Here is a 22246-nt window from a genome sequence, read left to right on the forward strand (position 1 = left end):
CCGGCGTCACGAACGGTGCGCGCCACGCTGGCCCGACCGGATGCCCGCCGTCGGCTCGCCGAGTGCGAGCCGCTTCGATCCCGACCCGAGGAGCCACCCTGTGACCGAGGAGTTCGCCGCCCGGCTGCCGCTCGCCCGCAACGAGCTCGACCGCGATGCCGAGTACCGCAGCACCCCCGACCTCGGACGGGTCCTGCGCGAAGACCCCTCGACGCAGTTCCTGCCCGTGCACGGTGCCGCGATGCTGCGCAACGCCGACGGCACGCTGCGGTTCGTCCCCGCCGAGTCCGTCCCGGAGTCCGCGCCGCTGGTCTACCTCGGACGCTCCCTGTCCGACGCGGCCGACGCCCCCGCGGGCACCCGCTTCGTCGCCGCGCTCGTCGACGCCGACACCGCTGCCCGGATCGAGCCGGACACTGACGTCTGGGAGAACCTGCGGATGTTCGGCACGGAGCTGTCCGCTCGTGACCAGGGCCTGGCGGTCGAGGCCGTGGCGATGGCGAACTGGCACGCGGTGCACGGCTTCTCGCCCCGCACCGGCTCCGACACCGAGGTCGTCACCGGTGGCTGGGTGCGCCGCGACGACCAGGGCCACGAGCTCTTCCCGCGCACCGACGCCGCGGTGATCGTCGGCGTGACCGACCGTGACGACCGCATCCTGCTCGGCTCGAACGCCGCGTGGGACGACGACCGCTACTCGCTGCTCGCCGGCTTCGTCGAACCGGGGGAGTCGCTCGAGGACGCCGTCCGCCGCGAGGTCCACGAGGAGTCCGGCGTGCACGTCGAGGAACCCGAGTACCTCGGATCGCAGCCCTGGCCCTTCCCGGCGTCGCTGATGGTCGGCTTCCGTGCCAGGGCCCTCGACGGCGACCCGTCCACCGTCCGCCCGGACGGCGTGGAGATCCTCGACGTCCGGTGGTTCTCGCGGGACGAGATCCGCGAGCGCGCCGGGACCACCCTGATGCTGCCCGGTCGGACGTCCATCGCGCGGGCGATCATCGAGGAGTGGTACGGCGCCCCGCTGGACCTGCCGTGAACCCAGGCCCACCGTCGGGCGCGCAGCCGCAGTCCCAGCCGCGCCCCCTGCCACAGCCGCCGTCGCCCGAGGCCCTGCTCGCCGCGCTCGACGCGGAACAGCGCACGGTCGCGACGACCCTGCTCGGCCCGGTCGCGGTCCTCGCGGGTGCGGGCACCGGCAAGACCCGGGCGATCACACACCGGATCGCGTACGGGGTGGCGACGGGCACGTACTCGCCGAACCACGTCCTGGCGCTGACCTTCACCACCCGCGCCGCCGGTGAACTGCGTTCGCGCCTGCGGGCCCTCGGTGCCGGAGCGGTGCAGGCGCGCACCTTCCACGCGGCCGCGATGTCCCAGCTCAGCTACTTCTGGCCGGACACGGTCGGCGGGCACGCCCCGAAGATCGTCGAGTCGAAGGCGCGGATCATCGCCCACGCGGCGGACACCGTCGGCATGCGCGTCGACAAGCCCGTGCTGCGCGACCTGGCGGGGGAGGTCGAGTGGCGCAAGGTGCAGCGCCTGACGTACGACGAGTACGAGGCCGCCGCCGCCGACCGGGTGATGCCCCGCGAGACCTCGCCGTCCCGGGTCATCGACCTGATGCGCGCGTACGAGCGGTTGAAGGACGACCGCCGTCAGCTCGACTTCGAGGACGTGCTGCTCGCGACGCTCGGCATGGTCGAGTCCGAGCCGCGGGTCGCCAGCTACGTCCGGCAGCAGTACCGGTTCTTCGTGGTCGACGAGTACCAGGACGTCTCGCCCGTGCAGCACGACCTGCTCCGCGCCTGGCTCGGCGACCGGCAGGACCTCTGCGTCGTCGGGGACGCCAGCCAGACCATCTACTCGTTCGCGGGGGCGTCGAGCCGGTACCTGCTCGGGTTCGGCTCCGAGTTCCCGCGCGGGTCCGTCCTGCGCCTGGAACGGAACTACCGCTCCACGCGCGAGGTCGTGCACGCCGCCAACGCCCTGATGCGCGGGCGTCCCGGTGCGCTCGACCTCGCCGCGCAGCAGACCGAACCGGGCCCGGCGCCCGTCGTCCTGCCCTGCGTGCACGACGGCGACGAGGCCGCCACGGTCTCCCGGCACATCACCGAGCTCGTGCAGGCCGGGTCGGCGTACGGCGACTGCGCGGTGCTGTTCCGCGTCGGGGCGCAGTCCGCCGCGCTCGAGGCAGCGCTCGGTCGCGCCGGGATCCCGTACCGCGTGCAGGGCGGCACCCGGTTCTTCGACCGACCCGAGGTCAAGCTCGCCGTGCACCACATGCGCGGCGAGGCGATCCGCCAGACGGACGACGAGCTCACGCGCCGCGTCGGCCTGGTGCTGCAGGTCAGCGGATGGACCCCCACCGCACCCGAGGGCACCGGCGCCGTCCGCGAGCAGTGGGAGGCCCTGCAGGCGATCATGGGCCTCGCCGAGGACGCCCCCGCCGGTACGAGCATGCAGGAGTTCACGCAGGACCTGGTCGACCGCGCCGCGACGCACCACGAGCCCGAGCTCGACGCCGTCACGCTCGCGACGCTGCACTCGTCCAAGGGCCTGGAGTGGGAGAACGTGATGATCGTCGGCGCCGCCGAGGGCCTGCTGCCGATCTCGCACGCCACCACCGAGGACGAGGTCGACGAGGAACGCCGTCTGTTCTACGTCGGCCTGACCCGAGCGCGTCGCACCGTGACCGTCACGTGGTCACGGCAGGGGTCGTCGCGCGGGGGGTCCCGGGCGCCGAGTCGGTTCCTGGCAGCGCTCGACACGCACACCGCGGGTGCGGGCGCACCGGTCGGCGGCTGACCGACAGGTCGTCCCGCTCGAACACGAGCTGGTCGGTGCCCGGGGCCACCGTGGCGCGCGGCAGGAGCTCGACCACCGACCGCGTGACCGCCGCCGCGACCGCTCCGGAGCGCCACGGGGACAGCGGCGCCGCGGGACGTCCCCAGACCTGCGCGGCGATCGCGGGCCACGCCGGGTCGTCGTCGACGTGCGCGTACTCCAGGCACTGCAGGCACGGGCCGCTGCCCGGCACGACGAGCGGCCCCACGCGGACCCGACCGTCGCCCACCACGACCGGCAGGTGCGGTGTGCCGCGTCGTGTCCAGGCCGAGCGGAGGGCCGGGTCCACGACGTGGTCCGCGACGACGACGGCGACACGCGGTTCCGGGTCCGGCAGCGCGACGGGACCGCCGCGGGGAGCAGCGGTGCGGACGACGGTGATGCCCTCGCCCGTGAGGAAGGCGTCGAGGGTCGACGCGAGGTCACCGGTGCCGTGGACCTCCACCCGGGTGAGCGGCTCCGGCAGCATGTCGAGCACCGCCGGGGACGCCGCACCGAGCACCTGCGCCGCCACCTCGGGTCGACACCGGACACTCGCCGCGAGGCCGGAGAGGGCGTCTCGGCTGGTCTCCCGCCGGAGGGCGCAGAGGAAGCGCTCCTCGGCCGTGGTCGGCACGCCGATCACGGCACGCGGCGGGTCGACGCCGAGCTGGACGGTCGCCGGGTCACGCCAGACGAACTCGAGCGACGGGTCGATGCGGATGCCCATGCGTCCACCGTGGCGGACGCGAGGAGCCGACGGGCGGTCGCCGGGGGATCTGTGGAGAACCCGCCGGACCACCAGCCGACCGCCGGAGCCGACCAGGGCCTCCCGGTCGGGTCAGCGCGAGCCGGTGTCGGGCGCCGGACCGGTCGCGTCCGGACCGGTCGCGTCCGGACCGGTCGCGTCCGGACCGTCGCCGGGCTCGTCGTCGATCCCGCCGGACTCGTCCTCACGCGGACGGGAGCCGGTGGCGTCGTTCAACAGGTCCTCGAGCGCCCGGTCGAACTCGTCGTCCTCCTGGGTGTGCCCGGGGTTCCGGAGCCGCGCGACGAGCGCGTCCGGGGCATCGACGTCCTCGGACGTCGGCACCAGGTCGAAGTGCTCCCACAGGGCGTCCCGCTGCTCGGCGCCGAGCTCGTCGGTGACCCGCTGCCACATCGCCGCGGCCTCGCGCAGTCGACGGGGGCGGAGTTCGAGGCCGACCAGCGTGGCGAACGCGGACTCGGCCGGGCCGCCTGCTGCCCGGCGGCGGCGGACGGTCTCGGCGATCGCGCCCGACCGGGGCAGGCGCGCCGTGGCCGCGGCGGTGACGGTGTCGACCCAGCCCTCGACCAGGGCGAGCATCGTCTCGAGGCGGGCCAGCGCGGCGTCCTGCTCGGGGGTGCGCGGCGGGATCAGCGCGCCGGACGCGAGGGCGTCGCGGAGCTGCTCCTGGTCGGTGGGGTCGATGTCGGCCGCGAGCTCCTCGACCCGGTCGAACGGGATCTGGATGCCACGGGCGTACTCGGTGATGGAGGAGATGATGTGCAGTCGCAGCCAGCGCGCCGAGCGGAACAGCCGGGCGTGGGCGAGCTCGCGGACGGCGAGGTAGATGCGGACCTCGTCCTCGGGGACGTCGAGGCCCTCGGCGAACTCGGCGACGTTCTGCGGCAGGAGCGCGGCGACCTGCTCGTCGAGGAGGGGCACGCCGACGTCACCGCCGGACACCACCTCTTTCGAGAGCTGGCCGACGACTTGGCCGAGCTGGATCGCGAAGAGCGCTCCGCCGACGCCGCGCATGGCCTTCGAGACGTCGCCGAGCATCGCCTTCAGCTCCTCGGGTGCGCGCTGGTCGATCGCCTCGGTCAGGGCACCGGCGATGCTCGCGGCCACGGGTTCGGCGATCTGCGTCCACACGGGCGCGGTCGCCTTCGCCCACTGCTCGCGCGTGAAGAGGCTCGGGGTGGCGGTGAGCTCCGCGACGGTGGTGACCTCGTCGAGCCACAGCGCCGCGACCTGGAAGGCCTGCACGCTCGCCTGGCTGGTCGCCGGGTCGATGCCGTGGGCGCCGTCCTTCGCGATCGCGGTGGCGCGTTCGGCCGTCACCGTGAAGTCGATGCCGTCGCCGCCGTTCTGCGCCGCGCGCTGCAGCTGGCTCATCAGGTTGGCCACGAAGGCCGGGTCGTTCGGCAGGCCAGCGGCACCCGCGAGCTGCGACGGGTCGATCTGGCCCTCTCCGGCGAGGAGCTTGCGGAGCATCTCCTGGAAGTCGTCGTCCGGCCCCGGCTGCGGTTCATCAGGCATGCCGACTACGCTAATCGCTGCTCGTGGGACCGCGCCTGGGACGGCCCCGTGGGAACGCTCCTGCGGGTGCGCCCAGGGCGAACAGCCCGTCGACGACCGGTCGGTGACGACCGGGCCGACAGCTCCCGAGCACCCTGCCGGAAGGACCCCGTTGACCATCTTCGCGACCGCTCCCCGCCGCCGCTCCCGCCGTCGGACCATCGGCTGGACGTTCGTCGTCGGCGCCGTCGTGCTGGCGATCGTGGCGAGCGTGCTGCCGAGCCCGTACGTCATCGAGCTGCCCGGCCCGGTCTTCAACACGATCGGCACGCAGGAGCAGGGGACCGGCAAGGACGCGAAGGACGTCGAGCTCATCGAGGTCGACGGCCACCAGACCTACCCGACCGCCGGCGCGCTCGACATGCTCACCGTCAGCGTCCAGGGCACGGCGACACAGCGACCCCCGTGGACGAGCGTCATCCGCGCGCTCTTCACGAAGTCGCAGGCAGTGGTCCCCGCCTCGGCGATCTACCCGCCCGGCACGACGACCGAGCAGGTCGACAAGCAGGACGCCGCCGACATGACGAACTCCCAGCAGTCCGCCGTCGCCGCGGCCCTCATCCACCAGGGGGAGCGGATCCCCACCACGCTCGAGGTCGGCACCGTCGCAGAGGGCTCCCCGGCGGACGGCCCGATCCGCAAGGGCGACGTCATCACCGCGTTCGACGGCACGCCCCTGACGACGAACGCGGACGCCACGACGCTCCGCGGACTCGTCGCCGACCACGGGACCGCCAGCCCGGCCAGCGTGACGGTCCGTCGCGGCGACGCCACCCGCCAGGTCGAGGTCACCCCGGTCGAGCAGGACGGCACCGCCCTGCTCGGGGTCGGCGTCGTGGAGCGGTACGACTTCCCGTTCGACGTGACCATCAAGCTGCAGGACGTCGGCGGCCCGAGCGCCGGCATGATGTTCGCCCTCGGGATCATCGACGAGATCACCCCGGGCAAGCTCAACGGCGGCAAGCACGTCGCCGGCACCGGCACGATCACCGCCGGCGGCGAGGTCGGCCCCATCGGCGGCATCCGCCAGAAGCTCTACGGCGCGAAGGCGGCGGGAGCGACCGTGTTCCTCGCCCCGGCGTCGAACTGCGACGAGGTCGTCGGTCACGTCCCCGACGGACTCGACGTCTACGCCGTGAAGACCCTGGACCAGGCGGTCTCCGACCTCGGCACGATCGCGAGCGGGAAGAGCACGGCCGGCCTGGCCACCTGCGGTCGCTGACCGCCGGTCCCAGGCCGCGGGTCCCGTCGACGGGACCGGCGTCGGTGACATGCACCGAGCCTCCAGACCGGAGGGGAGGATCGGGGGGCCTTCCTGAGGTCGGGTACAGGTTCTCTGTCGGTGACGTCCCATAGGATCGTGGGACTGACGGCCCGGTGCGCCGGGCCGGCCGGTCCGACACGTCTGGAGCACATCACGTGACGACAACCTCGTCCACCTCGTCCACTGCGGGCCGGCGTTCGCCGCGTGTCCCGATCGTGGTCACGATCATCGTGCTGGCCGCACTGGTGATCGCCTTCTTCATCTTCGCCAGCCTGTACACCGACTACGCGTGGTTCGCGCAGCTCGGCTTCCAGCAGGTGCTGACCACGCGGTGGATCGCGGGGGCGGTGATGTTCTTCGCCGGGTTCCTGGGCATGGCCGTGCCGGTGTACCTGAGCATCCTGTTCGCGTTCCGGTTCCGACCGGTCTACGCCAAGCTCGGGTCCCAGCTCGACCGCTACCAGCAGGTCATCGAACCGCTGCGCCGTGTCGTCATGATCGGCATCCCGGTCGTCCTCGGCATCTTCGCCGGACTCGCGACCGCTCCGCGCTGGAGCATGGTCCTGGAGTACTTCAACCGGACCCCCTTCGGCAAGAAGGACCCGCAGTTCGGCCTGGACATCGGCTTCTACGTCTTCGAGCTGCCGTTCTGGCGCTCCGTCGTGGCCTACTCGTCCGCGGTGGTCCTCATCGCCGGGCTCGCCGCGCTCGCCGCGTGCTACCTCTACGGCGCCATGCGCTTCGGGGGGCGAGAGGTCCGGATCTCCCGCGCCGCCCGCGTGCAGCTCGCGATCACGGCCGCGCTGTACATCGCGCTGCAGGCCGTCAGCCTGTGGCTCGACCAGTACGCCGCCCTGACCAAGAACAACTCGCTCATCACCGGTGCGCAGTACACCGAGGTCAACGCCACGATCCCCGGTCGCGAGATCATGGCGGGCATCGCGGCGATCGTCGCCCTGCTCTTCATCGTCACGGCGGTCATCGGCCGCTGGCGCATCTCGATCGTCGGCACCGGGCTGCTGCTCGTCTCCGCGATCGTCATCGGCGGCATCTACCCGTGGATCGTCCAGCGCCTGCAGGTGGCCCCGAGCGAGCGGTCGTTCGAGTCCGCGTACATCCAGCGGAACATCGACGCCACGCGAGACGCCTACGACGTGTCCGGGGTGAAGGAGTCGAACTACGACGCCACCACCTCGCCGTCCACCGGAGCCCTCGCGCAGGACGCCCAGACCACGGCGAACATCCGCCTGATCGACCCGAAGATCGTGTCCGACACGTTCAGCCAGCTGCAGCAGTCGCGGCAGTACTACAAGTTCCCGTCGGAGCTCGACGTCGACCGCTACCAGATCAAGGGCCAGACCGAGGACACCGTGATCGCGGTCCGCGACATCGACCTCGACGGCCTGAGCGCCAAGGCGAACACGCAGTACAACCGCACGTTCGTCTACACGCACGGCTACGGCGTCGCGGCGGCCTACGGCAACCAGCGCGCCAGCGACGGCAAGCCGGTGTTCCTCGAGTCCGGCATCCCGTCCACCGGGGCCCTCGGCGACTACCAGCAGCGCGTGTACTTCGGCGAGACCTCGCCCGGCTACTCGATCGTCGGTGCGCCCGAGGGTTCGAAGAACGTCGAGCTCGACTACCCGTCCGGCTCGGACGACGACAACGGCGGCAACGCGACGACGACCTACAAGGGCGACGGCGGGCCGTCGATCGGCAACTTCTTCAACCGGCTCGTCTACGCGGCGAAGTTCCAGTCGGAGCAGATCCTGCTCTCGAACGCGGTGAACAAGGACTCGCAGATCCTGTACGACCGCAACCCGATCACCCGTGTGCAGAAGGTCGCGCCGTACCTGACGCTCGACAGCGACGCCTACCCGGCGATCGTGAACCACCGCCTGCAGTGGATCGTCGACGGCTACTCGACCTCGGACGCGTACCCGTACTCGCAGAGCCAGAGCCTCGCCGACAGCATCAACGGCACCGAGTCCTCGACGTTCCGCACCGACCAGGTCAACTACATCCGCAACTCGGTGAAGGCCACGGTCGACGCCTACACGGGCAAGGTGACCCTCTACACGTGGGACACGAAGGACCCGGTCCTGAAGACGTGGCAGAAGGTCTTCCCGACGTCGCTCAAGCCGGTCTCCGCGATGAGCGCCGACCTGCTCGACCACGTCCGGTACCCGACCGACCTGTTCAAGGTGCAGCGCTCGATCCTCGGGACGTACCACGTCACCAACGCCAACTCGTTCTACTCGGGTGACGACGCCTGGACGACGCCCACCGAGCCGACGAGCGGGTCGAACGACGCCGACACGACGGCGGCGAACACCACGACGACGACGACCGCGTTGGGCACCCAGACGTCCGCGGCACGGGCCAACCTGCAGGACCCGTACTACCTGACGATGAAGGTGCCGGGGCAGGGGACCGCGTACTCGCTCTACACGACGTACATCCCGCAGCAGACGGGCTCGAACGCGCGGAACGTGCTGACCGGGTACCTCGCCGTCGACTCCGACGCCGGCGGCGCCGGCGAGGGCAAGCGGGCGTCGGGCTACGGCAAGCTCACGCTGCTGACGATCCCCAAGACCGACAACATCCCGGGTCCGCTGCAGGTGCAGAACCTGTTCAACTCCGACACCACGGTGTCGCAGGAGCTGAACATCCTGAAGCGCGGCAACAGCACCGTCAAGCAGGGCAACCTGCTGACGCTGCCCGTCGGTGGTGGGTTCCTCTACGTGCAGCCCGTCTACGTGCAGTCGACGTCCAGTGGCTCCTACCCGCTGCTGCAGAAGGTCCTGGTGGCTTTCGGCGACAAGATCGCGTTCGAGGACACCCTCGACGAGGCGCTCAACCAGCTGTTCGGTGGTGACTCCGGTGCGGCCGCAGGTGACCAGGGCGCGGCTGCGGGCGGTTCCGACACCGGCACCGACAACGGTTCGGACAACGGGAACTCGGACTCCGGTTCGGGTTCGTCCTCGGGCACCGGTTCGACCGGCGGGTCGGCGTCCGACTCGGACAACCCCGCCGTGCAGAAGGCGCTCGCCGACGCCAGCGCTGCCCTGCAGGACCGCCAGCAGGCCTACGCCGACAACGACCTCGTCGCTGCCGCCGAGGCCGACCAGCGCCTGCAGAACGCGATCCAGGCCGCGGTCGAAGCCGAGGAATCGGGCTCGTCCGGCAACTGACGACACGGGCGGGGTGGCCGATTTGGCACCCCGCCCGTTGCCGTGTAGGCTTATCAACGTGCCGCGGGGTGGAGCAGTTCGGTAGCTCGCTGGGCTCATAACCCAGAGGTCGTAGGTTCAAATCCTGCCCCCGCAACCAGCGCGACACGAGAAGCCCCGGTCCTCACGGACCGGGGCTTCTTCGCGTTGTGGGGCGTGTTGCGTCCGGACGCCGTTCCGGACGGGAGGCTCCCTGCCAGCTGGTGGGGAGCCTCCCGTCCGTCTCCTGGTCGCGTCGCGCCTCGGTCTGTGGCTCAGCCGGTGGCGCGCCTGCCGCGGACCCCGTGCCCGAGCGTCGTGATCCGCTCGAGGTCCTCTGCGGTGAAGGTCACGGCTGCTGCGGCGACGTTCTCAGCGACGCGTCCGGGGTTCCGCGATCCCGGGATCGGGACGATGTCGTCCCGCTGCGCGAGGATCCAGGCCAGCGCGAGCTGTGAGAGCGAGATGCCCTTCGCGTCGGCCAGTTCGGTCAGGCCGGCGATCGGGTGGACCGCGTTCGCCCGCCGGATGTTCTCGGCGGCGTGCGGTCGTGGACCCCGGGCGTCGCGCGCGGTCGTGGCCCCGGTTAGCCTGGCTCGGTGACGACACTGACCATCGCCGCGGCGCAGTTCGCCCCCGTGGACGACCCCGCCGTGAACCTCGAGACCGTGCGGGCGGCAGCGGAGGACGCGGCGGCCCGTGGCGCGCAGCTCCTGGTGACGCCCGAGTACACGTCGTACTTCACGGCGGACATCGACGACCGGTTCGTCGCGGCAGCGCAGCCGCTCGACGGGCCCTTCGTCACCGGGCTCCGGCGGATCGCGCGGAGCACCGGGGTGGCGCTCGTGGTCGGGGTGGCCGAGGCCGGCCCGGACACCGCGCGGTTCCGCAACACGCTCGTCGCGATCGACCCCGAGGGCTCGCTCGTGTGCACGTACCGGAAGGTGCACCTGTACGACGCGTTCGGGTCGCGGGAGTCCGACCGGATCGAGGCGGGGGACCCCGAGCAGCTGCCCGTGTTCGAGCTCGGCGGCGTGCTGGTCGGTCTCGAGACCTGTTACGACCTGCGGTTCCCCGAGGTGACCCGGCGGCTCGTCGCAGGGTCGGCCGGTGCCGGTGCCGGTGCCGGTGCCGGTGCCGGTGCGGATGGCGTGCTCGCCGGTGGTGCCGCTGCCGACGTCGTGCTCGTGCCCGCCGAGTGGGTGCGTGGGCCGGGCAAGGAAGACCACTGGCGGACGCTGCTCACGGCACGCGCGATCGAGAACACCGTCTGGGTCGTCGGTGTCGGCCAGGCGCCGCCGATCGGCATCGGGGGATCGGTGGCCCTCGACCCGTCGGGTGTCGCCGTCGCCGCGCTCGGGTCGACCCCGGGGCTGCTCGTCACCACGGTGGACACCGACGTCACGGACGGGGTGCGGCGGACGAACCCCTCGCTGTCACTGCGGCGGTACGACGTGACGGTCCGAGGCGCCGCGGACGTGACCGCCGGGGCACCGCGGACGTGACGGTCCGGGGCGCCGCGGACGTCACGCCCGGCTGAGGGTGGCGAGGCGGCTGGCCGCGTCCTCGAGCACGGAGCGCTTCTTGCAGAACGCGAAGCGCACCAGCGACCGGTAGCCGGCGGCGTGGTCCGGGCGGACGAACGCCGACACCGGCACACCGACGACGCCCGCCAGGTGCGGCAGCTCGAGGCAGAAGGCGCGCGCGTCCTCGTACCCGAGCGGGGCGGTGTCCGCGATGACGAAGTAGCCCCCGTCGGGCCGGTGCACCCCGAAGCCCGCTGCGGTGAGTCCTGCCGCGAGCACGGCGTGCTTGGCCGCGAGGTCCGCGGCGATGCCGGCGAAGACCGTGTCCGGCAGGCGGAGGCCCGCGGCGACCGCCGGCTGGAACGGCGCTCCGTTGACGAAGGTCAGGTACTGCTTGACGGTCGTGATCGCGGTCACGAGCGCCGGGGGAGCGGTGAGCCAGCCGATCTTCCAGCCGGTGGTGCTGAAGGTCTTCCCGGCGCTCGACACCGTCACCGTCCGCTCCCGGGCGCCGGGCAGCGTGGCGATGGGCACGTGCGGCACGTGCGGCGCGTGCTCCGTCTCGAAGGTGAGGTGTTCGTAGACCTCGTCGGTGATGATGACCGCGTCGTGGCGCTCGGCGAGCTCGACGACGACACGCAGGACCTCGGTCGGCAGCACACGTCCGGTCGGGTTGTGCGGGGTGTTGACCAGGACCGCGCGGGTCCGGTCCGAGAACGCCGCGCGGAGCGTGGACTCGTCGGGCAGGAAGTCCGGCGCGGTCAGCGGCACCGTCACGTGGGTGGCACCGGCGAGGCGGATCAGGGCACCGTAGGCGTCGTAGAACGGCTCGAACGTGACCACTTCGTCGCCCGGCTCGACCAGCGCGAGGAGTGTCGCCGCGAGCGCTTCGGTCGCGCCGGCGGTGACGAGGACCTCCTGGTCGGGATCGACCTCGAGCCCGTACCAGTGGCGCTGGTGCTCGGCGATAGCCAGACGCAGGTCGGGGGTCCCGCGCCCCGGCGGGTACTGGTTCACGCCGTCGCGGATGGCCCGCACCGCGGCGTCGAGGACCTCGACGGGACCGTCCTCGTCCGGGAAGCCCTGCCCGAGGTTGACCGCACCCGTGCTGGCCGCCAGCGCGCTCATCTCGGCGAACACGGTGGGGGCGGGGACGCCGTCGGGGCCGAGGAGCATCGCGCCCTCCGCCGCTCGCAGCCAGGGTCCGGTGTGCCGCATGGGGTTCCCTCCGACGGGCGCTCGCGCTGGACGGTCCCCAACCTAGTGCGTCGGCGCTGCCGCTCCCGGGAGTGCGTCCACAGGTGACGCATAAGCTCACCTCAAGGCACTTGCAGGGTCGTCATCAGGACTGCCCAGGCTCGTGCGACAGACTGCACGAGCTTGAAAGGAGCACGTCCAGCATGACCGACACCACGCCCAACGGGCACGGCGACGACATCCGTCCGGACGACACGACCTCTGAGGTCGCCGCCGACGATGCCGCGCAGCAGACGGGCGACGCCGGCGCGTCGACGCCGAACGACGCACCGACCAGCGCGAGCGGGCAGGAGGCCCCCGGCGCGAGCACGGATGCCGACCACACCGACGTGATCCACCCAGCTTCCTCGGCCGGCGACACCGACCGCTACACGGCGCCGTACCCCACGGCGCAGTACGGCAGCGACCAGCAGTACGGGTCCGGCCAGCAGTACGGGTCCGACCAGCAGTCCGGGCAGGGCCAGTACGGACAACAGTCCGGGTACGGCCAGTCCGGGCAGCAGTCGCCGTACGGCCAGCAGTCGCAATACGGCCAGGGCAACACCGGACAGTACGGGCAGAGCCAGTACGGGCAGAGTCAGTACGGCCAGGGCAACTCCGGTCAGTACGGTCAGCAGTCGCAGTACGGTCAGCAGTCGCAGTACGGTCAGGCTGACCAGTACGGCCAAAGCCAGTCCGGCCAGCAGGACCGTCCCCGCTACGGCGAGTACGCCCAGGGCTCCGCGCAGGCTCCGACCTCCGCGTACGAGCAGCCGACGAACAGCCAGTACGGCTACGGCCAGTCCGCACAGGCGCCCACCTCGAGCGCCTACGCCGACCAGGACGGCGCATCCCGCAACGGCCACTACTTCTCCGGCGCCACCGCTGCCGGTGCGTCGGGCGCAGCGGCAGGCACCACCACCGAGCCGAAGCGCCGGTCGCGTCTGGTGCTGCCGATCGTCGGAGGCCTCATCGCCGCCGCCCTCGTCGGTGGCGCTGCCGGCGGCGGTTGGGTCGCGGCCACCTCGAACGGCGGCTCGATCGTCAGCTCGTCGGGCTCCGGCGGCGGCAACCTCACGGTCAACGACTACGACTCGGCGACCGTCGTCACCGCGGTGGCCGCGGCGGCGACACCCTCGGTCGTGACGATCAACGTCTCCGCCTCGAGCGAGGCCGGCACCGGCTCCGGCGTCGTCCTCACCAAGGACGGCTACATCGTCACGAACACCCACGTGGTGACGCTCGACGGCGACAGCTCTGGCGGCACCATCAAGGTGACGACGTCGAACGGCGAGATCTACACCGGCAAGCTCATCGGCACCGACCCGACGGTCGACCTCGCCGTGATCAAGATCGACGCCACCGACCTGAAGCCGATGACCTTCGCGGACTCGTCGGACCTCAACGTCGGTGACACCGCCGTCGCGATCGGCGCCCCGCTCGGGCTCTCGAACACGGTCACGGACGGCATCGTCTCGACCCTGAACCGCAGCATCCAGGTCACGTCGAGTGACCCGAAGGCCGGCGGCGACTCGAACGAAGGCCAGGGCAACAACGGCAACGGCCCGTTCGACTTCTGGGGCAACGGCGACAACGGCTCGAGCTCCGGCGCCTCCGCGACCGTCTCGCTCCCGGTCATCCAGACCGACGCGTCGATCAACCCCGGCAACTCGGGCGGTGCGCTCCTGGACTCCAAGGGCAAGCTGATCGGGATCAACGTCGCGATCGCCAGCGCCGGTGCCTCGGAGTCGTCCGGGTCGCAGGCGGGCAGCATCGGCGTCGGGTTCTCCATCCCCTCGAACCTGGTCAAGCGCGTCGCGAACGAGATCATCGACAAGGGCTCGGCCACGCACGGCCTGCTCGGTGCGACGGTCGGCGACGCGAACGAGGACACCAACGCCACCCAGATGGGCGCCCTCATCAAGTCCGTCTCCTCGGGCGGTGCCGCCGCCGGCGCCGGTCTGCAGAAGGGCGACGTCGTCACGAAGATCGGTGACGCCACCGTCGCGGACGCGACCGACCTCACCGCGCAGGTCCGGTTCTTCGCCGGAGGCGCAAAGACCACCATCACCTACGTCCGGAACGGCGACACCCGCCAGGCGGACGTGACCCTCGGGACGTACGACAGCAAGAGCTGACGCACCCCACCACAGACGGGAGGCACGGTGCCAGCTGGCACCGTGCCTCCCGTCTGTCTGCCCCTGCGCCGCCATGTGCCCGTTCCCGTCGTCGTCGCCGCACCGCCCACACACGAACGGGCGAAATGCCGGCGTGCGGGCCGGCCCCGACCCCGCGCTCCCGCCCGCTCGCCCTCGGAAAGTCGAACGGGCGAAATGCCGTGGTGCCCGCCGGACCGGACCCTGCGCTTCCGCCCGCTCGGCGGTGGCCGGGCCGAGCGGGCGAAATGCCGGCGTGCGGGGCGGACCGGACCCCGCGTTCCCGCCCGCTCGCCCTCGGGAAGCCGAACGGGCGGAATGCCGGCGTGCGGGACGGACCCGACCCCGCGCTCCCGCCCGCTCGCCCTCGGGAAGGCGAGCGGGCGCAATGTCGGCTTGCGGGGTGGACCCGACCCCGCACTTTCGCCCGCTCGGCGAGGGGGAGAGCGAGGGACGAACGGCGGGACCGGTGCCCAGGGCGGCGACAGGTGGGGGAGTCCGGGGATTGATAGGCTGCAGGTCGCTCACCGCCAGGACCCCGAGGGATCGCATGCAGACAGACGGACAGCGCCTGCCGGGCGTCTCGTACGTGATGCCCGTCCTGAACGAGGTGACCGAGGTGCGCGCTGCGGTCGCGAGCCTCCTCGACCAGGACTACGCGGGACCGTTCGAGGTCGTGCTGGCGCTCGGCCCCTCGATCGACGGCACGAACGAACTCGTCGCCGAGATGAGCGCTGCCGACCCCCGCATCCGCGCCGTCGACAACCCGGTGGGCTCGACCCCCGCCGGCCTGAACGTGGCGATCCGCGCCTCCGAGCACCCCGTCGTGGTCCGCGTCGACGCGCACTCCGTGTTGCCGCGGGACTACACGCGCATCGCCGTCCGGACCCTGACCGAGTCGGGCGCGGACAACGTCGGCGGCATCATGCGCGCCGAGGGTCGGACGCCGTTCGAGAAGGCGGTCGCCCTCGCGTACGGCAGCCGCGTCGGCCTCGGCGGCACGCCCCACCACGTCGGCGGCCAGGCCGGACCGGCGGAGACGGCCTACCTCGGTGTCTTCCGCCGTGACCGCCTGTTCGCGGTCGGCCTGTTCGACGAGGGCATCAAGCGTGGCCAGGACTGGGAGCTGAACCGGCGGCTGCGCACCACCGGTGGAACCGTCTGGTTCACGCCGGAGCTCGTCGTCACCTACCGGCCCCGGCCGAGTCTGAAGCGTCTCATTCGACAGTTCGTCGCCACGGGGCTGTGGCGTGGCGAACTCGCACGACGGTTCCCGGCGGGCAACGGCCTGCGCTACTTCGTGCCCCCGGTGATGGTCGCGGGGCTCGGCCTCGGGCTCGTCGCGGGGATCGTCGGCATCGTCGGCGCGGCTCTCGGCAGCGGTGCCGCCTGGGCGCTGCTCGGCTTCGTCGTCCCGGCGGTCTACCTGGTGTTCGTCGTCGTCGGGGCCCTCGCGGTGTCCCGACGTTCGGACGCGGCCACACGCGCGTGGCTGCTCGTCGTCCTGCCCTGCATCCACATCGGCTGGGGGGTCGGGTTCATCGTCGGGTTCCTGACGCGGACCTCCGAGCTGACGACCCACACCGGACGGTGACGCACGTGAGCGACCCCCAGCACGACCGCGGCGAACGCGGCTACGCCCACCCCACCTCCATCGCCGAGCTGCGGGCGGTCGCGCAGCCGGACGAGGTCCGAGCGCGCGCCAACGCGGAGCACTGGACCGCGTCGCTGTACCTCCGGGACATCTCGCCGTACCTGACGTGGGTGCTGCTGAAGACCCGTGTCAGCGCGAACCAGGTGACCGGCTTGATGATCCTGGTCGGGTGGTCGGTCGCCGCGGCACTGCTGATCCCGGGGTTCTGGGGCGCCGCACTCGCGCTCGTGCTCGGGCAGCTCCAGATGCTCGTCGACTGCTCGGACGGCGAGGTCGCCCGGTGGCGCGGCACCCGGTCGCCCGCAGGCGTGTTCCTCGACAAGGTCGGGCACTACACGACCGAGGGGCTCATCCCGATCGCCCTCGGTGTCCGTGCGGCGACGTGGCCGATCCACGGCGCGGACTGGATGTGGACGACGATCGGGTGCGCGCTCGGCCTGGTCATCGTGCTGAACAAGGCGCTGAACGACATGGTGCACGTGGCACGCGCCAACTCCGGCCTGGAGAAGCTGGTCGACCGTCGGGACGCCTCGACGGCACCGTCCGGACGACGCCTCGCCTCGCTGCGCAAGGTCGCCCGCTTCCTGCCGTTCCACCGGCTGTACCACTCCGTCGAGCTCTCGATCCTGGCGTTCGTCTTCGCACTGATCGGGCTCGTCGTCGGCCACCCGCTGATCGACCGGGTCCTGGTGGGCGCGCTCCTGCCGCTGGCCGTCATCGCCACCGCCGGACACTTCCTGGCGATCATCTCGTCGAAGCGGGTCCGCGCGTGACCCCGGCCACCGCCAGACGCCACGCGGTCCCGCACCGCGAGCGCCCGCGCATCGGGGTCGTCAGCCTGTCCCAGGGCACCCGGCCCGCAGACCTGCGACGCGGCCTCGACAGCGTGCTCGCGCAGCAGGGCGTCGAGCTCGACGTCGTCTGCGTCGGCAACGGCTGGGAACCGACGGGGCTGCCGGAGGGCGTCCGGTCGCTGGCCCTGCCGGAGAACGTCGGGATCCCGGCCGGCCGGAACGCCGGCGCCGAGGTCGTCGACGGCGACTACCTGTTCTTCCTCGACGACGACGCGTCCATCCCGTCGGCGACGTTCCTGGTGGACGCCGTCGCGCTGTTCGAGCGGGACCCCTCCCTCGGGCTCGTGCAGCCGCGCGTGGTCGACCCGTCCGGCACGGCGAGCCCCCTGCGATGGGTGCCTCGTATCCGCAAGGGCGACCCCACCGAGTCGTCGCCGGTCTTCTCCGTGTGGGAGGGCGCCGTCGTGCTGCCGATGGACGTGTACCGCGCCGTCGGGGGCTGGGGCGCGCCGTACTTCTACGCACACGAGGGCATCGAGCTCGCCTGGCGCGTCTGGGACGCCGGCCGTCGGACCTGGTACGCCGGGGACCTCGTCGCGCACCACCCGGCGATCGACCCGGCCCGCCACAGCGAGTACGTCCGGTTGAACGCCCGGAACCGTGTCTGGCTCGCACGGCGCAACCTGCCGGCGCCGCTCCGCCCGGTGTACGTCGGGTCGTGGGCCGTGATCCAGGTCCTGCGTTGGTGGCGGCACCCCCGCCGACTGCGGGTGTGGTTCGACGGCGTCCGCGAGGGCTGGACGAGTGACTGCGGTCCGGTCCGACCCATGGGCTGGCTCACCATCGCCCGGATGACCCTGTCCGGCCGTCCACCCGTCGTCTGACCCGATCCCGACCGCACCACGAGAGAGCAGCGCAGCATGTCGATCCTCCGCGACGCCCGCACTGCCGTCCGGCTCGTCCGACGGCTCCTGCGGTCCCGATCGAGCCGCCGGGCCCTGGCACGCCGGCTCCCCACGCAGGAGCGGCTGGCGCCGGGCAGCATCGAGGTCGCGGTGTACTTCGCCGACGGGCCCGTGAACATGTACCAGGTGCGGCAGTGGTACGAGCCGCTCGCCGAGCTCTCCCGCACGCACCGGGTCGCGATCGTCTCGCGGAACCCGGGGACGATGCTCACCCTGCTCGACGAAGCGCCCGTCGCCGCGGTGTATGCCCGACAGGTCGTCGACCTGGAGCGGTTCGTCGACGAGCAGGCGCCGAAGCTGGTGCTGTACGTCAACCAGAACGCCCGCAACTTCCAGATGATGCGGTACGGGCGCATGTGGCACGTCTTCGTGAACCACGGCGAGAGCGACAAGATGTACATGACGACGAACCAGTTCAAGGCGTACGACTACGCCCTGATCGCTGGTGAGGCCGCGCGTGACCGGTTGTCCGAGGCGCTCTGGGACTACGACGTCGAGCACCGGGCGATCGCCATCGGGCGCCCACAGGCGGACCACTTCGCGGGGAAGCCGCCGTACCCGGCTGACGACCGCACCGTCGTGCTCTACGCGCCCACCTGGGAGGGGGACCGGGAGGCCGCCGCCTACGGGTCGATCGCGAGCCACGGCACCACCATCGCCGACCGGGTGCTCGCGTCGCCCCGCCACCGGCTCGTGTACCGCCCGCACCCACGCAGCGGCGTCGTCGACCCGGCGTACCGGGCCGCGCACGAGCGCATCGTCGCCGCCATCGCAGCCGCCAACACCGCGGACCCGTCGGCGCACCACGTGCACGACGACGGGCCCGCGCTGGGCTGGCAGCTCGCCGACGCGGACGTCGCCATCACGGACATCAGCGCGATGATCTACGACCGACTGGCGGTGGGGAAGCCCCTCATCGTCACCCGCCCGGTGGCGCCGGGTGCCGACGTCGACGAGCGCGGCTACCTGACCGCGGCGAACTGGTTGCTGGCGGAGGACGCGGACCAGGTGGTGGCCCGCGTGGACGCCGCGGCACACGACGCGAGCCAGCTCGCGGACCTGCGACGGTGGGTGGAGCGGTACTTCGGGGACACGACGCCCGGCACCGCGACGGCCCGCTTCCACGACGCCGTCGAGCGGCTCATCGCCCGCTGGCACGAGGTCGCGCGGGACCGCGGCACCGCCTGACGCACAGCGCGCCACCACGACCGGCGTCGGTCGTCGTCAGGGCGCCATGCCGGGCCCGACGAGCGACATGCGCCACAGGTACTCGGAGCGGTCGGGCCGGCGCCAGCGGACGATGACCACGCCGGTCTCGTCGGGTGCGGCGCCGAACACCGCGATGCCGAGACTGCGACCGGGGTCGAGCCGACGGACGACCAGCGGCGGGCAGTACCCGGTGCCGAGGTGGGTGAGGCTGAGTCCGTCGACGGGTTCGTCGCCGATGTTGACGAGGTCGTAGCGGCGGGGTGCGGCCGTGCGGTCGACGGCGAAGGGGACAGCGTAGGCGGTTGGTGTGGTGGGCATGGTGGTGAGGGTAGGGGGAGGGTCCGACGGTGGCGGCGCGGGGACGGCCCCGGGGGCACGGGGTTGTGGAGGGGGTGCGGGGTGGGCGGGTTGTGGTGGGGAGGGGAGGCAGGACGCCGCCGCGCTCAGACCCCGTAGTCCGCCGAGTACCGCGCCAGCGCGTCCTCGATCGGGCCGTCCAGCTGCAGACGGCCCTTGTCCAGGTACAGCCCGCGGTCGCAGAAGCGTCGCAGGTCCTTGTCGCTGTGGGACACGAAGAACAGCGTCCGACCGCCGGCGAGCAGCTCCTCGATGCGCTTGTAGCACTTCTCGCGGAAGGCCTTGTCGCCGACCGCCAGCACCTCGTCGACGAGGATGACCGGCTCGTCCAGCCGGGAGATCACGGCGAACGCGATCCGCACCTTCATGCCGCTCGACAGGTGCTTGTACGGGGTGTCGACGAAGTCGCCGATCTCCGCGAACTCGATGATCTCGTCGAAGTCGGCACGGATCTCCGCACGGGTCATGCCGTGCAGCCCGGCCGTCAGGTAGACGTTGTCGCGCACGGAGAGGTCGCCGACGAACCCGCCGGTGATCTCGATGAGCGGCGCGACACCCGCACCGACGTGGACCCGGCCCTCGTCCGGCAGCATCACCTGGGCGACGAGCTTCAGCAGGGTCGACTTGCCCTGACCGTTGCGTCCGACGACCCCGATGGCCTCACCGGGGCGGACGTCGAACGAGACGTGACGCAGGGCCCAGAACTCGTCGCCGCGCTTGCGTCGCGTCCGACCGGCGAACAGGTCCTTGAAGCTGCGGCTGGCACGACGGTTGCGCTTGAACCGGATGCCGGCGTCGCGCACGGAGATGACCGGGGCGCCGGCCGTGGTCGACGGGCTGGACTGGGTGGCGGTCATCAGAGCTCCTTGAGGACGCGGTGCTCGCTGCGCCGGAAGACGACGAGGCCGACGACGACCACGACCGCCGTGATGACGACCGAGACGAGGACCTCGAACCAGTCGAGCTGACTCGGGAAGAAGGCCGATCGGTAGATCCCGAAGATGCCGGTCAGCGGGTTGACCGCCGCGAGGTCGTGCAGGGAGTCGGGGAGCGCCTGGGTGCTGTAGATGATCGGGGAGGCGTAGAACGCGAACCGGAGCACCAGCTTCACGGCACGCTCGAGGTCGCGGAAGAAGACGACCAGGGGAGCCACGATGAGCCCGAGCCCGTAGACGAGCGCGCACTGGAGCACGATCGCCAGCGGGTAGAGCACGACCTGCCAGTGCACGTGGGCACCGGTCCCGATGACGAAGACCGCGAGCACCGGGATGCTCAGGAGGAACTCGATCCCCTTCGACGCGACGATCCTGGCGACCCAGATGCTCCGCGGGATCGTCGTCGAGCGGATGAGCTTCGACTCCTTGATGAACGCGCGCGTGGAGTCGGAGACACTGCCCGTGAACCACATCCACGGCAGCAGGGCCGCCAGGAGGAACACGATGTACGGCTCTTCGCCCACCGAGCCACGGTGGAACACCTGGGTGAAGACGAACCAGTAGATCCCCGACATCACCAGCGGGTCGAGGATCGACCAGACGTAGCCGAGCGCCGACGTCGAGTAGCGGACGCGCAGGTCGCGCTTGGTCAGCAACCAGAGCGCATGACGATAACGCCGACCTGCACCGCGTGACGCCGGCGGTGCGGCGGTCACCGGTGCGGTCGGCGCACTCGCTGTCGTCATGGGGTCCTTCCGGCCGGGATCACCGAGAGGAGACCGATGCTCAGGCGAACAGCTCGTTCGCGCGCTCGAGGTCCTCGGCGAAGTCGATCTCGACCGCGTACAGGTCGGAGATGTCGATCGGCGTCCAGCGTAGACCGTCCTCGGCGATGGCTGCCTCGATGCCGCCCTCGAAGTACTCCTGGTCGTCGACCCGGCCGAGGTGGTGGATCAGGGCCTGCTTGTCCGCCGCGGCGACGTAGTTGATGCCGACGGCTTCACCGAGGCCACCGACGACCTGCTTCGAGAGCTTCTGGATGAAGCCCTCGGCGTCGACGGTGTACTTGACCTCTTCGTCGGAGACCTTCTCGGTGTTCACGCTGACGAAGGACCGCTTCTGGTCCATCATGTCGGCGGCGCGGACCAGGGCGCGCGGGTCGAAGACCACGTCGCCGTTCATCCAGAGGACGCCGTCCTTGCCCGTGGCCTTGAGGGCACGGAGCAGGCTCTTCGAGGTGTTGGTGGAGTCGTAGGACTCGTTGTGCACGAAGGAGGCCTCCGGGAAGGCCTCGATGATGTACTCGGACTTGTAGCCGACGACGACGGTCACCTTGGCGCTCGAGCCGAACGCTGCGCGGATGTTGTCGAACTGCTGCTGCATGATGGTGCGGCCGTCGCGGAGCTCGGTGAGCGGCTTCGGCAGGCTGCGCCCGAGGCGGCTGCCCATCCCCGCTGCGAGGATGACGATCTGCGTGGTCATGGTGGTCCCTTCCGGTGTCCGCCCGCGCGCCCTGGGGCACGGGCGGGCCTCGTCGAGTCTGCTCCGGATGCATCCGAATTGTCCGTGAGCCGCGCCGGACGGTGCGTCAGGCGGCTGTGCGGTGGTGGAGCCGGGCAGGTTTCCAAGTGGTGAACACTCCGTCGTGCCCCGGTGAATCATACGGAAAGTCCTGCCCAGAGCGCCCTTCCGTGACGGATCGTGGTCAATTCGTGACCCTGGGAAGTCCGCTTCGTCGATGGCCCTCCGGCGTTGGTACGGTTGGCGCGTGGTGGCTGCTGGGGACGAC

General features: G+C 71.5%; 18 protein-coding genes and 1 tRNA gene. 11 read left to right on the forward strand and 8 right to left on the reverse strand.

Translation table 11 applies throughout. The features are described 5' to 3' along the window. Positions 1-100: 100 nt before the first annotated feature. Positions 101-1036 carry an NAD(+) diphosphatase gene (gene nudC, locus ITJ68_RS07355; RefSeq protein WP_194660606.1) on the forward strand — a complete coding sequence of 312 codons (936 nt, stop codon included), beginning with the start codon at positions 101-103 and terminating at the stop codon, positions 1034-1036. Next, positions 1033-2805, forward strand: coding sequence for an ATP-dependent helicase (locus ITJ68_RS07360; protein ID WP_323743245.1), 1773 nt, complete (start codon positions 1033-1035; stop codon positions 2803-2805). Before nudC ends, ITJ68_RS07360 begins: the two co-directional genes overlap by 4 nt. Here the strand turns inward: ITJ68_RS07360 and ITJ68_RS07365 are convergent. Continuing rightward, positions 2696-3553 (reverse strand): TOMM precursor leader peptide-binding protein, encoded by an 858-nt coding sequence (locus ITJ68_RS07365; RefSeq protein ID WP_194660607.1) that lies wholly within the window; start codon positions 3551-3553, stop codon positions 2696-2698. The two genes, ITJ68_RS07360 and ITJ68_RS07365, sit on opposite strands and share 110 nt — an antisense overlap. Positions 3554-3664: 111 nt before the next feature. Beyond that, positions 3665-5110, reverse strand: a complete 1446-nt coding sequence (locus ITJ68_RS07370) for a zinc-dependent metalloprotease (RefSeq protein ID WP_194660608.1) — start codon at positions 5108-5110, stop codon at positions 3665-3667. A 151-nt stretch (positions 5111-5261) separates the two neighbouring features. On the opposite strand from ITJ68_RS07370, the gene ITJ68_RS07375 reads away from it, so the two are divergent. The 3 genes from ITJ68_RS07375 (at position 5262) to ITJ68_RS07385 (ending at position 9746) form a co-directional block, all read left to right on the forward strand. Continuing rightward, entirely contained in the window at positions 5262-6371 is a 1110-nt protein-coding gene (locus ITJ68_RS07375) for a PDZ domain-containing protein (protein ID WP_194660609.1), read from the forward strand. 257 nt (positions 6372-6628) lie between these two features. Continuing rightward, a complete protein-coding gene (locus ITJ68_RS07380) occupies positions 6629-9607 on the forward strand; it encodes a UPF0182 family protein (RefSeq protein ID WP_194660610.1) in 2979 nt (992 codons plus the stop codon). Between the two features lie 62 nt (positions 9608-9669). After that, positions 9670-9746 (forward strand) — tRNA-Met (locus ITJ68_RS07385). Positions 9747-9900: 154 nt separating this feature from the next. Here ITJ68_RS07385 and ITJ68_RS07390 read toward each other — a convergent pair. Further along, entirely contained in the window at positions 9901-10335 is a 435-nt protein-coding gene (locus ITJ68_RS07390; protein WP_194660834.1) for an aldo/keto reductase, read from the reverse strand. Here ITJ68_RS07390 and ITJ68_RS07395 point away from each other — a divergent pair. Continuing rightward, the gene (locus ITJ68_RS07395; protein WP_194660611.1) at positions 10225-11130 is read left to right on the forward strand and encodes a carbon-nitrogen hydrolase family protein; all 906 of its coding nucleotides are present in this window, start codon (positions 10225-10227) and stop codon (positions 11128-11130) included. The genes ITJ68_RS07390 and ITJ68_RS07395 overlap by 111 nt on opposite strands. A 21-nt stretch (positions 11131-11151) precedes the next feature. On the opposite strand, the gene ITJ68_RS07400 is transcribed toward ITJ68_RS07395, so the two are convergent. Continuing rightward, positions 11152-12369, reverse strand: a complete 1218-nt coding sequence (locus ITJ68_RS07400) for an aminotransferase class I/II-fold pyridoxal phosphate-dependent enzyme (protein WP_194660612.1) — start codon at positions 12367-12369, stop codon at positions 11152-11154. 182 nt (positions 12370-12551) lie between these two features. Between ITJ68_RS07400 and ITJ68_RS18980 the strand changes: the two genes are divergently transcribed. The 5 genes from ITJ68_RS18980 (at position 12552) to ITJ68_RS07425 (ending at position 19144) form a co-directional block, all read left to right on the forward strand. Further along, the gene (locus ITJ68_RS18980) at positions 12552-14525 is read left to right on the forward strand and encodes a S1C family serine protease (protein ID WP_228504846.1); all 1974 of its coding nucleotides are present in this window, start codon (positions 12552-12554) and stop codon (positions 14523-14525) included. Between the two features lie 568 nt (positions 14526-15093). After that, positions 15094-16137 carry a glycosyltransferase family 2 protein gene (locus ITJ68_RS07410; protein WP_194660613.1) on the forward strand — a complete coding sequence of 348 codons (1044 nt, stop codon included), beginning with the start codon at positions 15094-15096 and terminating at the stop codon, positions 16135-16137. 5 nt (positions 16138-16142) lie between these two features. Then, positions 16143-16970, forward strand: a complete 828-nt coding sequence (locus ITJ68_RS07415; protein WP_194660614.1) for a CDP-alcohol phosphatidyltransferase family protein — start codon at positions 16143-16145, stop codon at positions 16968-16970. Continuing rightward, positions 16967-17875 carry a glycosyltransferase family 2 protein gene (locus ITJ68_RS07420; protein WP_194660615.1) on the forward strand — a complete coding sequence of 303 codons (909 nt, stop codon included), beginning with the start codon at positions 16967-16969 and terminating at the stop codon, positions 17873-17875. Before ITJ68_RS07415 ends, ITJ68_RS07420 begins: the two co-directional genes overlap by 4 nt. 36 nt (positions 17876-17911) lie before the next feature. Continuing rightward, the gene (locus tag ITJ68_RS07425) at positions 17912-19144 is read left to right on the forward strand and encodes a CDP-glycerol glycerophosphotransferase family protein (protein WP_194660616.1); all 1233 of its coding nucleotides are present in this window, start codon (positions 17912-17914) and stop codon (positions 19142-19144) included. A 36-nt stretch (positions 19145-19180) separates the two neighbouring features. On the opposite strand, the gene ITJ68_RS07430 is transcribed toward ITJ68_RS07425, so the two are convergent. From ITJ68_RS07430 to ITJ68_RS07445, 4 genes are all read right to left on the reverse strand, one after another. Further along, entirely contained in the window at positions 19181-19483 is a 303-nt protein-coding gene (locus ITJ68_RS07430; RefSeq protein WP_071271762.1) for a hypothetical protein, read from the reverse strand. Between the two features lie 125 nt (positions 19484-19608). Beyond that, a complete protein-coding gene (locus tag ITJ68_RS07435; RefSeq protein ID WP_194660617.1) occupies positions 19609-20379 on the reverse strand; it encodes an ABC transporter ATP-binding protein in 771 nt (256 codons plus the stop codon). Next, the gene (locus ITJ68_RS07440) at positions 20379-21203 is read right to left on the reverse strand and encodes an ABC transporter permease (RefSeq protein WP_194660618.1); all 825 of its coding nucleotides are present in this window, start codon (positions 21201-21203) and stop codon (positions 20379-20381) included. The genes ITJ68_RS07435 and ITJ68_RS07440 overlap by 1 nt, the downstream gene beginning before the upstream one ends. 40 nt (positions 21204-21243) lie before the next feature. Further along, complete coding sequence (locus ITJ68_RS07445; protein WP_194660619.1) at positions 21244-21939, reverse strand: NTP transferase domain-containing protein; 696 nt, start codon at positions 21937-21939, stop codon at positions 21244-21246. Positions 21940-22246: the final 307 nt, after the last annotated feature.

It is taken from the genome of Curtobacterium sp. VKM Ac-1395 (assembly GCF_015350975.1).
GTDB lineage: Bacteria > Actinomycetota > Actinomycetes > Actinomycetales > Microbacteriaceae > Curtobacterium.